This window comes from Rudaea sp., assembly GCF_036383415.1.
GTDB lineage: Bacteria > Pseudomonadota > Gammaproteobacteria > Xanthomonadales > Rhodanobacteraceae > Rudaea.
The window spans coordinates 1-10,922 of sequence record NZ_DASVOK010000055.1 but is presented as its reverse complement, the minus strand read 5'-3'; the positions used below and the strand labels follow the sequence as shown (position 1 = coordinate 10,922).

The following is a 10,922-nucleotide window of genomic DNA, read 5'->3' as shown; positions in this document are numbered from 1 at the left end:
GCAACGGCATCGTTCTCGACCCGACGCGCCTGGCCAAGTTGCCGGCGAGCGTGCGCGACCTGCTCGACGGCCAGCAGGCCGCGGACAAGGTCGACGCGCTCTATGCGGCGCGCAGCAGCGGCGGCAATGCCGAGGGCCTGCGTCGCCTGCTGCTCGCGATCATCAAGGACCTGCGCGTGGTCTTCATCCTGCTCGCGCGCCAGCTCGCGCGCCTGCGTGCGGCGGAGCGGCTCGAACCCGAGCAGCGCCGCGAGCTGGCCCAGCTGACCGCCGACATCCACGCGCCGCTCGCCAACCGGCTCGGCATCTGGCAACTCAAGTGGGAACTCGAAGACCTCGCGTTCCGTTACCTGCAGCCCGACACCTACCGGCGCATCGTGCGCCTGCTCGACGAGCGCCGCAGCGAGCGCGACGGTTTCATCGAGACGACGATACGCACGCTGCGCGGCGCGCTCGACAAGGCCGGGGTCAAGGCCGATATCGCCGGGCGTTCCAAGCACATCACTTCGATCTGGAAGAAGATGCAGCGCAAGGGCGGCGATTTCTCCGCGCTGTACGACATCCGCGCGGTGCGCCTGCTCGTCGACGATGTGGCCGCGTGCTACGCCGCGCTCGGCGTGGTGCACACGCTGTGGCCGCCGATCCCGAGCGAGTTCGACGACTATATCGCGCGACCCAAGGGCAACAACTATCAGTCATTGCACACGGCCGTCGTCGGCCCGCAGGGCAAGACGCTCGAAGTGCAGATCCGAACGCACGAGATGCACGCGTTCGCCGAGCGCGGTGTTGCCGCGCACTGGCGCTACAAGGAAGGTGGCGGTTCCGACCAGAGCTTCGAGCGCAAGGTGGCGTGGATGCGCCAACTGCTCGAAGCGAAGGACGAGTCCGGCGACGAGGCCGCGTTGCTCGCCGGCTTCAAGACCGATCTGCTCGAAGACCGCGCTTACCTGCTCACGCCGGCGGGCGAGGTGATCGATCTGCCGCGCGGCGCAACCGTGCTCGACTTTGCCTACACCGTGCACACCGACGTGGGCCATCGCACGCGCGGTGCCAAGGTCAACGGCCGCATCGTGCCGCTGGCGTTCCAGCCGGTCTCGGGCGATCGCGTCGAGATTCTCACTGGCAAGAGCGCCGAGCCGCGCCGCGACTGGATGAACGCGCAGTCCGGATTCCTCACCACGCAGCGCGCGCGCGCCAAGGTGCGCGCGTGGTTCAAGAAGATCGACCAGGACATCAACCTCGCAGCGGGCCGCGAGATTCTCGAACGCGAATTCAAGCGGCTTGCGTTGCACAACATCGACCTCGATTCATTGCCGCCGAAGTTCCACCACAAGACGCTCGACGAATTCCTCATCGCGCTTGCGCTCGGCGACATCACCGCCGGCCACGTCGCGCGCATGCTGCACGAGGCACAGGCGCCAGCTGTGCCCGCTGCGCCGGCGCCCGTGCGCGCACCGAAGCGTGACAAGGATGCGATCGTCATCGAAGGCGTCGGCAACCTGCTGACGACGATTGCGCGCTGCTGCCAGCCGCTGCCGGGCGATGCGATCGCCGGCTACATCACCCAGGGCCGTGGCGTATCGATCCATCGCGCCGATTGCGCGAGCCTCGCGCGCCTCGTCACGCGCGATCCCGGTCGCGCGATTGAGGTCGAATGGGGCGGTGCGCGCAAGGCCGACTACGACGTGGACCTCGTCGTGCGCGGCTACGACCGCAAGGGCCTGCACAAGGACGTCACCAACGTCATCGCCGTGGCCAACATCAACCTGATCGCGGTCAACGCGCGCGTAGATGCGACGACGGGCCTGGTGACGATGAATTTCTCCGTGCGCGTCGCCGACTTCGAGCAGCTCTCCTCGCTGCTCGCGCGCCTGGCCGGCGTGCCGAACGTGATCGAGGCGCGTCGCGTCGCCTGAAGCGCACCGCGTTGATGCATCAGTCTCCGAGGTCGACCGTCTCGCGCATGCCGATGCCGTTCGCGTTCGCCTCGAAGGTGAACTCGCCGGAGCGGATCATCTTCTCGTACAGCGCGAACAGCTTGGTCTGCGCGCCGAACGAGTCCTTCTGTTCGGCCGACATCCTTGTCTGCATCAGGTCGGCATACTTGCCGAACAGTCCGTACAGCGAGCCGGCGAAATGCACGCGCAGGAACACCGGCGTCGCGCTAGACGGTGCGGCGAAGTAGGCGCCGAGCGTGGCCTCGCTACCCGGGCCCGCGGAGAGCGCGATCGCCTTGTCGGTCATCGCGAGCCACACTGGCGGCAGTTGCGCGGAAGGGGGCAGCAGGCTGGCCGGCAGCGCGACCGGCTTGCCGTCGGCCGTGATCTTGAGGTCCTTGAGCTGCGGCACCGCCATCTGCGCCATGCCGACCGCGGCGAGCGGATTGTTGGTCGCGATCAGCATGCGCGAGGCGGCATCGGGCACCCTGGAATCCTTGCGCGGTTCGAGCTTGTCGAGGGTTACGCGCAGTCCGGTCAGGTCGCTGAATGGCGGCGGGATCGTCACGCCGAGCTGCTGCTTCGACTTGGCGAACATCTCGTTGATGCTGGCGAACTCGGGGCAGGCGAACGGTTTCGCCACGACCGCATCGGCCTGCTTGAGCCAGAACTCCTTGAGCTTGAGCAGCGGCGTGGCCAGGCTGATGTCGAACAATCCTTCGGCCGGCGCACCGGTGCCGGGCGCAGGCGCGAGCGCGGCCATCAGCGCCTGCGCGAGCGCGGGCTCGGTTTCGAATTGCATGGCGACGCGCAGCTGCGGCGGCGCGTAGGTTTCGGCGCCGGCGACAATGCGCGGGAACTTCTGCACGATCGCCTTGGCCTCTTCGACGCAGACAGGGCTGTCCTTGGCGACGTCGGTCGGCAGCTTCAGCGCCTTGGCGATTTCCAGATCGGCGCCGGTCGGCGCGTCCGACAGGCGCTGCGCGAGCGCAGCGAAATCGAGGTAGCCTTCGCCGTAGGGTGAATAATTATACTTTTTCGCAATCGCCTGCAGCGTGCCGGCATCGAACAGGTTCTTGCCGGGTCGGGTGATGCCGAGCAGCAACTGCCTGACCGTGTCGTTGGCGTCGGCCGGCCACAGCGTGGCGACGAGGTGCGAGCCCTGCACGGCGACCGCGAACTGCACGTCCTTGTCGCCGAACTGCCAGTATTCCTGCTCGCCGGTCTTGCCGGTCGGAATCTTCTCGCCGACCTTACCCTCGACGCGCGCGATCATCGCCTTGAACGCAGCCACATCGCCGAGCTCCATGCGCAGCACCGGAACCAGGCCGACGCCGTAGATCGCCACGCGCGCGCCGGGTTTGTAGCCGAGCTCGCGCAGCTTGTCGAACGTGTCGCGGCCGCGCAGCTCGTCGAGCACCGCGGCGAGGATCTTCGTCTCGCGCTCGCCGAGCGCCTTCTGCTGCTTGAGCAGGCCGTCGTACATGTCGATCACGAGCGGCATCACCGCCTGCATCTGACGCGAGGACCAGTCGATCATCGCCTGCGGCTGCGGCTCGAGATTGGCCCAGGCGTACGGCGTGTCGGCGGGCGCGTAGGCGAGCGGCTGGTCCGTGCCCGGCTGCGGCTTGGCGCAGGCGGCGAGGATGGCCGCGGAGAGCACGAGGACGGCGTGGCGAGCGGCCTTGTTCATTCAGGGTTTCCTTTCGGCTTGCGGATACGGGCGTCTTTCGTGAAAGACGGAAAAAGCTGCCGCGGGGTGTCGTCAGCGCCGTTCGAGCAACTCCGCGAGCACGGCCATGCGCGCGAACACGCCGTTGCCGACCTGTTCGAGGATCAGCGACTGCGCGCCGTCGGCGACATCGTCGGCGATCTCGACGTTGCGGTTGATCGGTCCCGGATGCATGACGACGCAGCCGGGTTTCGCGCGTGCGAGGCGCGCGGCGTCGAGGCCGTAACGGGCGAAGTAGTCGGCCTCGGACGGAATCGCCGCGGCTTCCATGCGCTCCTTCTGCAGGCGCAGCATGATCGTCGCGTCGCAGCCGGCCACGGCTTCGTCGAAATTGTGTACAAGTGTACATTGCGCAAATTCGGCCGCGCCCGGTTCCGGCAGCAGCTCGGGCGGCGCGCACAGACGCAGATCGCGCACGCCGAGTGTGCGCAGCACGTCGACGTCCGAGCGCGCGACGCGCGAATGGCGGATGTCGCCGCAGATGACGACGCTCAACCTGGAGAAATCCTCGACGCGGCGGCGCAGCGTCAGCGCATCGAGCAGGCCTTGGGTCGGATGCGCGTGGTTGCCGTCGCCGGCATTGAGCACGGCGGCGTTCGAGCGCAGGTTGCGCGCGATCGTCTCCGGCGTGCCCGACTCCTTGTGGCGCACGACGAAGGCATCGGTGTGCATTGCTTCGAGCGTGTGGATCGTGTCGAGCAGGCTCTCGCCCTTGACCGTGGACGAGCGCTCGATGTCGAAGTTGATCACGAGCGCGCCGAGCCGTTGCGCGGCGAGATCGAATGAGGTGCGCGTGCGCGTGGACGGCTCGAAGAACAGGTTGATCAGCGTGCGCCCGTCGAGCAGGTCGAGCGGTCGCGCGCCGCCCTGGCTGTCGCGGCGCATGGCTTCCGCACGGTCCAGTATTCGTTCGATGACCGCGCGAGTTAGGCCGGCAAGCGTGATCAGGTGGCGCAGCTGGCCGTCGGCCGCAAGTTGCAGGTCGTGCATGAGAGTCCTATCCGTTAGCTGGCGACGCTGTGGCTTCCCGCAACCACTGTTCGACGATGATTTCGGCGGCGATCGCGTCGAGCGCGGCGGCATGCTTGCGTTTGGCCGAACCGCTCGCGCGACGTTCGGCGAAACGCTCGGAGGCGGCGCGTGAGGTGAGGCGTTCGTCGACCATTTTCACCGGCAAGGCGTGGCGTTCGCGCAGCACTCCGGCGAACGCGCGCGCGTTCTGGCTGTTCGCCTGCTCGCCCGAGTCGAGCGTCAACGGCAGGCCGACGAGCAACGCATCGGGGCGCCATTCGCGCAGCAGTGCGGCGATGCGGGTGAAGTCCGGTCCGTTGGCGCCGTTGCCGACGACTTCGAGCGCACGCGCGCTGCCGGTCACGCGATTGCCGACCGCGACGCCGATCCGCCTCGCGCCGTAGTCGAAACCGAGCACGGTGGTGATGTCGCGCTCAGGCATTCCCGGCCTGGCTGGAAAGATTCGCCACGTTGACCCCGATCAGTTTGGCCGCCGCTTCCCAGCGCCGCTCGAGCGCGACGTCGAACAGGATGCGCTGGTCGGGTTCGGCGGTGAGCCAGGCGTTCTGCCGGATTTCCTCTTCCATCTGGCCTGCGCTCCAGCCGGCGTAGCCGAGCGCGACGATCGACCGCTTCGGACCGCGACCTTCGGCGATCGCGACGAGCACGTCACGCGACGTGGTCACGCTGAGCGATTCGGAAATGCGGTAGGAGGATTCCCAGACGCCGTCGGCCGAATGCAGCACGAAGCCGCGTTCGGGCTGGACCGGACCACCGATCAGCACGGGCGCGTCCTCGACTTCGGCGAGCTGCGATTTCAGCCCCATCTGCGCGAGCACGTCGCCGAGGCGGTATTCGGACAGGCGGTTGATCACCACGCCCATCGCGCCGTCGTTCGAGTGCTGGCAGATCAGCGCGACGCTGCGCACGAAGCTCGGATCGCGCATGTTCGGCATCGCGATCAGGAACTGGTTGGCGAGTGCGGTGAGGGCCTGCATGGCGCCATTGTACAGCGCGCCGCGATGGCTCCGTATGACATCGCCGCTCAGTGCGTCTTCAGCACCTGACCCGGCTGGAATTCCCAGGTGCGCGTGATGTACAGCTCGTCGTAGTCGATGCCTGCCGGCAGCGGTGGGAACGGCGCGGCGAGGCGGACGATGCGGATCGCCGCCTCGTCGAGCAGCTTGAATCCGCTCGACTGGATGATGTCGACGCTGGCCAGGCTGCCGTCGCGCTTGATGCCCGTGGTCAGCATCAGGCTCAACGTCCTGCCGTTCTGCAATTGCTGGCGGCGTGCCTCGTCGGGATAGTTGAGGTTGCCGATGCGTTCGACGCGCGCGACCCAGCCGGCCTGATATGCCGCATCGACCGCTTCCTTGGTGTTCGCCGAGATGTATTTCTTCTTCGGCCGCTTGGCGTAGACCTGGGTTTCGCTGTGCAGCTCGTTGGCGAGACGCGCCATTTCCAGTTTGCGCTCGCTGAGCGCATCCGGATTGGGCTTGGCCGTGTCCGATTGTTCGGTCGCCTGCGTTTGCGTGCGCACGGCGAAGTCGGATTTCCTCTGTGTCGTCAGCAGCTCGTGCTCGCTGGGCGGCTGCGGCGCGCGCGTGCCGGTTTCGACCGGTATCGGCGCGACGCCGGGTTGCGTCTTTGGCACGGGCGCGGTGACGAGATCGGTCGGACGGACCGCCTTGTCGCTGGTGCCGCCGCCTTCGTTGTTCGCGTTGGCGAGGAAGTCGGCTTTCTCCGGCTTCTTGCCCGTCGCCGACTGGACCAGGATCACGTCGAGCGAAGGTAGGCGCGGCGCCGGCTTGACATAGTCGAAGGTGAGGCCGAGCACGACCACCGCGTGCGCGATGATCGAAAACAGCATGGTAACGGAGAGGCGTTCTCCGCTCGCGGACGCCGGCCTGCTCACGCGTGTCGCGCGCCGCGTTCGAGCGCGTCGAACAGCTGCCCCGCGATGTTCAGCCCGAACTGCGCGTCGAGCTCGCGGATGCAGGTCGGCGAGGTGACGTTGACTTCGGTGAGGAAGTCGCCGATCACGTCGAGGCCGACGAAGCGCAGGCCGCGCTTGACCAGCTCCGGTCCGACTTGTGCGGCGATCCAGCGGTCGCGTTCCGACAGCGGCACGCCGACGCCCTTGCCGCCGCGCGCGAGGTTGCCGCGGAACTCGTCACCCTGCGGCATGCGCGCGAGTGCGTACGGCACCGGTTCGCCATCGATCAGCAGGATGCGCTTGTCGCCGGCCTTGATCTCGGGGATGAATTTCTGTGCCATCGCGAATTCGCGGCCCTCGTGGGTCAACGTTTCGAGGATGACGTTGAGGTTCGGATCGTCGCCGGAACTCAGGAAGATGCTGCGCCCGCCCATGCCATCGAGCGGTTTGAGCACGATGCGGCCGTGTTCGTGCGCGAACGCCTTGATCGCCGCCGCATCGCGCGCAACCAGCGTCGGCGCGATGCATTGCGGGAAATGCAGGGCGAACAGTTTTTCGTTCGCGTCGCGTAGTGCGCGCGGATCGTTGACGACCTGCGCGCCGCCGGCCTGGGCGCGGTCGAGCACCATCGTGTCGTAGAGGAACTGCGAGTCGAACGGTGGGTCCTTGCGCGCGAGGATCACATTCACCTTGCGCAGGTCGGTCCACGCGTGCGCGCCGAGCGTGAACCAGTCGCTCGGGTCATCGCGCACTTCGAGTGGTGTCGCGTGCGCCCACGGTTCGGCGCCGCGCAGGGCGAGGCTGCCCTGAGTGAGATAGAGAAGTCGATAGCCGCGCCGCTGCGCTTCGAGCAGCATGGCGAAAGTGGAGTCCTTCTTGATGTGGATGGCCCCGATCGGGTCCATCAACACGGCCAGGGTCGGGGTCATCGGGACTGCCATGGATGCAATGTGGAGTTCCGCACAAACACCGAGAAAAATGTGATATGCATCACGAGTGCATTCGCTGCGGGCTGTCTATACTAGCATCCGCTTCAGGGGGCTGGCAGACAAACAGACGCGCTTGGCATTGATGATGCCGAGCTGCGCAGTCTTGCGTATGTAGGCGCCCTGATTGAGGATTCGCTTGACAGGCCGCAAGCATGAGATTAAACGACATACCTGTTCGATCGTTCGCAACTACCGTGCGCCGTGTGGCTGTGGCGTGATGGTCAGCAAAGGGGGCTGTCGCCCGGCCGTTCCGGGGGAGTGGCGAGACGTTGTCAGTGCAGGTCGGAGGATAGCGCGTGGAACAGGCGGTAAACGGAGAACTGGCGGGTTTGCGGGTCTTGGTCATCGACGATTCGAAGACGATACGCAGCACCGCGGAAATGCTGTTGAAGAAAGAGGGCTGCGAGGTGATCACCGCGGTCGACGGCTTCGAGGCGCTGGCGAAGATATCCGACCATCGTCCGCAGATCATTTTCGTCGACATCATGATGCCGCGGCTCGATGGCTATCAGACCTGCGCGTTGATCAAGAACAACGCGACCTACCGCGCGACGCCGGTGATCATGCTCTCCTCGAAGGACGGGCTGTTCGACAAGGCGCGTGGCCGGGTCGTGGGCTCGGAGGAATACCTGACCAAGCCGTTCACGCGCGACGAACTGCTGGGGGCGATACGCCGCCACGCGGTGGCGCGTTGATGAGCCGAGCGGCGAACCCAATCTGCGGAGCGGCATACGCGCATGCATGACACGGTGAAGTCCCCGTTCGAAATTCTCGCCGACTACGAGCGCAGCAGTCTGGCCCATGCCGCTGCGGCGACGTCGAGCCAGGCAGCTGCGGCCAATCTGTGGCGCGGCGTCGGCTTTCGCGTCGGCAGCCACAACCTCGTTTCGAGCCTGACCGAGGTCAGTGAAATCCTTTCCTTTCCGGTGGTCACGCGCGTGCCCGGGGCCTGCGCCTGGCTGCTCGGCGTCGCCAGCCTGCGCGGCAATCTGATCCCGCTGGTCGACCTCAACGGCTTTCTGTCGGGCGAGGCGACGAGCCTGGCCGATTCCAGCCGCGTGCTGCTCGTGCGCCAGAGCGGCGGCAATGTCGGCCTGCTCGTCGACGAAGTCGTCGGCCAGCGCAACTTCTCGACAGATCAACGCACGCAGGCGCCGGCGCAGACCGGCGCCGCGATCGAGCACTACATCGTGGAGCACTACGCCCACGGCGATACGCAGTGGGGGCGTTTCAGCATCGCCGCGCTCGTGCGTGCGAACGAGTTTGCGCAGGCGGCGGCTTAGCAGGTTGGCGTGCGTCAGGATCGCCATGGCGCACGGTATTGGCAAACCACAAACCAGATCGAGGTAGCGGTAGATGAGTACAGGGGCAGGTAGCGGCGCCGAGCGCGCGAGCGGGTTCAACGGTCTGCTCGTGGCCTTGCTCGTTGTCAGCATGGTCGTGGCGGTGGTCGACTTCATTTATCTGTCGATCAAGACCAACCAGGACGCGCAGGCGAGCGCCCTGGTCACACGAATCCAGGTCTTGTCGCAGCAGCTCTCGCGCCAGAGCGCCGATGCCGCGGGCGGCAACCTCGACGCGTTCGCGAGCCTCAAGCACACCCGCGACACGATCGCCGACCTGTTGACGCGACTGAAGAACGGCGACGTGCGCACCGGCATGGGCGGTTACGCCGACCAGACGAGCCTGACTCCTTATTTTGCCGAACTCGACCAGGCCTGGACCCAGCTCTCGGCCGATGCGTCCAAGGTGCTCGACAGCCAGGAGCAGGTGCTCAGCACGGCCGCGAGCACGGACGACTTCAACCGCAAGACCGCGGTACTCAACTCGCGCATGGACGAGGTCGTCAAGATCCTCACCGAGCGCGGTGGTTCGGGCACGCAGGTGATGACCGCCTCGCGCCAGATGCTCTACGCCGACCGCATGCAGCGCCGCGCGCAGGCGATCGTCGCCGGCGGCGAGGATTCGCCCTCGGCCGCGGCAGGTCTGAAGCGCGATTCGGAATTCTATGGTCTCGTCCTCGCCGGCCTGATCAACGGCAACGCCGACCTCAACATCCGCTCGCTGGACAACGCCAACGCGAAAGAGATCCTCAACGACATCAACAAGCAGTGGATCGACCTCGCGCCGCAGGTGACCAAGCTGTTCGAAGCCGCGCCGACGCTGCAGGCGGTCAAGCAGGCCGCGGACAAGGCCTCGATCGACTCGCAGACCCTGCTGTTCAAGGCCGACCCGCTGTCCGAGCACATCAACGCGCTGGGCACGACGCGCGGCTTCCCGAACCTGTGGATCGGCCTCGCCGCCGCGGGTATTGCGATCCTGCTCGTGCTGTTCCTCGCCCTCAAGCTGTTCCGCGACCAGCGCACGCGCCTCGGCTCGAGCGCCGAACTGAACCGGCGCAACGAGGCGGCGATTCAGCGCCTGCTCGACGAAATGGGCTCGCTCGCCGACGGCGACCTGACCGTGAAGGCCACGGTGACAGAGGACTTCACCGGCACGATCGCCGACGCGGTCAACTACGCGATCGACGCGCTGCGTACGCTCGTCACCACGATCAACGAGACCTCGGTGCAGGTCTCCGCCGCGGCCGACGAAACCCAGGCCACCGCGCTGCACCTTGCCGACGCGGCCGAACACCAGGCGCGCCAGATCAGCTCGGCTTCGGACGCAGTCAACGGGATCGCCGTCTCGGCGCGCGACGTGTCGAAGAACTCGGCCGACATCGCCGACGTGGCGCAGAACTCCGTGCGCATCGCCGGCCGCGGTGCCTCGATCGTGCGCCAGACGATCGCCGGCATGGATTCGATCCGCGAGCAGATCCAGGACACGTCCAAGCGCATCAAGCGCCTCGGCGAATCCTCGCAGGAGATCGGCACGATCGTCGAGCTGATCAACGACCTCGCCGAACAGACCAACATCCTCGCCCTCAACGCGGCGATCCAGGCGGCTTCGGCCGGCGAGGCCGGCCGCGGTTTCGCGGTCGTCGCCGACGAAGTGCAGCGACTTGCGGAACGCGCGTCCGCCGCGACACGACGCATCGAAACGCTGGTCAGCGCGATTCAGGTCGACACCACCGAAGCGGTCGCCTCGATGGAGCAGACCACCAGCGAAGTGGTCGGCGGCGCCAAGCTTGCCGAACAGGCCGGCACCCAGCTCGGCGAAATCGAAACGGTGTCGGGCAACCTTGCCGGCCTGATCAAGAACATCGCGATCGCGGCGCAGCACCAGTCGGCCGAGGTCGCCAGCGTGTCGTCGACGATGAACGTGATCTCGGACATTACCACCCAGACTGCCTCGGGCGCGAGCCACACGGC

10 protein-coding genes are annotated in these 10,922 nt (G+C 66.6%); 4 read left to right on the top strand and 6 right to left on the bottom strand.

The features are described from left to right. Positions 1-1,916 (top strand): bifunctional (p)ppGpp synthetase/guanosine-3',5'-bis(diphosphate) 3'-pyrophosphohydrolase (locus tag VF497_RS01890; protein WP_330885690.1); only part of this gene is annotated, 1,916 nt, incomplete at its 5' end. A 19-nt stretch (positions 1,917-1,935) separates the two neighbouring features. Here the strand turns inward: VF497_RS01890 and VF497_RS01885 are convergent. From VF497_RS01885 to gshB, 6 genes are all read right to left on the bottom strand, one after another. After that, positions 1,936-3,630 carry a hypothetical protein gene (locus VF497_RS01885; RefSeq protein ID WP_330885689.1) on the bottom strand — a complete coding sequence of 565 codons (1,695 nt, stop codon included), beginning with the start codon at positions 3,628-3,630 and terminating at the stop codon, positions 1,936-1,938. A 72-nt stretch (positions 3,631-3,702) separates the two neighbouring features. Then, positions 3,703-4,659 carry an aspartate carbamoyltransferase catalytic subunit gene (locus VF497_RS01880; protein ID WP_330885688.1) on the bottom strand — a complete coding sequence of 319 codons (957 nt, stop codon included), beginning with the start codon at positions 4,657-4,659 and terminating at the stop codon, positions 3,703-3,705. A 7-nt stretch (positions 4,660-4,666) separates the two neighbouring features. Next, on the bottom strand, positions 4,667-5,122 hold the full coding sequence (gene ruvX / locus VF497_RS01875) for a Holliday junction resolvase RuvX (RefSeq protein WP_330885687.1): 456 nt from the start codon (positions 5,120-5,122) through the stop codon (positions 4,667-4,669). Further along, positions 5,115-5,678 (bottom strand): YqgE/AlgH family protein, encoded by a 564-nt coding sequence (locus VF497_RS01870; protein WP_330885686.1) that lies wholly within the window; start codon positions 5,676-5,678, stop codon positions 5,115-5,117. Before VF497_RS01870 ends, ruvX begins: the two co-directional genes overlap by 8 nt. A gap of 47 nt (positions 5,679-5,725) precedes the next feature. Beyond that, positions 5,726-6,553 carry a TonB family protein gene (locus VF497_RS01865; RefSeq protein ID WP_330885685.1) on the bottom strand — a complete coding sequence of 276 codons (828 nt, stop codon included), beginning with the start codon at positions 6,551-6,553 and terminating at the stop codon, positions 5,726-5,728. A 41-nt stretch (positions 6,554-6,594) separates the two neighbouring features. Continuing rightward, positions 6,595-7,548: a glutathione synthase gene (gene gshB, locus VF497_RS01860; protein WP_330885691.1), complete on the bottom strand. Its 954-nt coding sequence runs from the start codon at positions 7,546-7,548 to the stop codon at positions 6,595-6,597. 356 nt (positions 7,549-7,904) lie between these two features. On the opposite strand from gshB, the gene pilG reads away from it, so the two are divergent. The 3 genes from pilG to VF497_RS01845 form a co-directional block, all read left to right on the top strand. Further along, complete coding sequence (gene pilG / locus VF497_RS01855; protein WP_330885684.1) at positions 7,905-8,303, top strand: twitching motility response regulator PilG; 399 nt, start codon at positions 7,905-7,907, stop codon at positions 8,301-8,303. A 54-nt stretch (positions 8,304-8,357) separates the two neighbouring features. Continuing rightward, positions 8,358-8,891 (top strand): chemotaxis protein CheW, encoded by a 534-nt coding sequence (locus VF497_RS01850; RefSeq protein ID WP_330885683.1) that lies wholly within the window; start codon positions 8,358-8,360, stop codon positions 8,889-8,891. 73 nt (positions 8,892-8,964) lie between these two features. Then, positions 8,965-10,922, top strand: a 1,958-nt coding sequence (locus tag VF497_RS01845; protein ID WP_330885682.1) for a methyl-accepting chemotaxis protein, incomplete at its 3' end; no start/stop codon positions are given.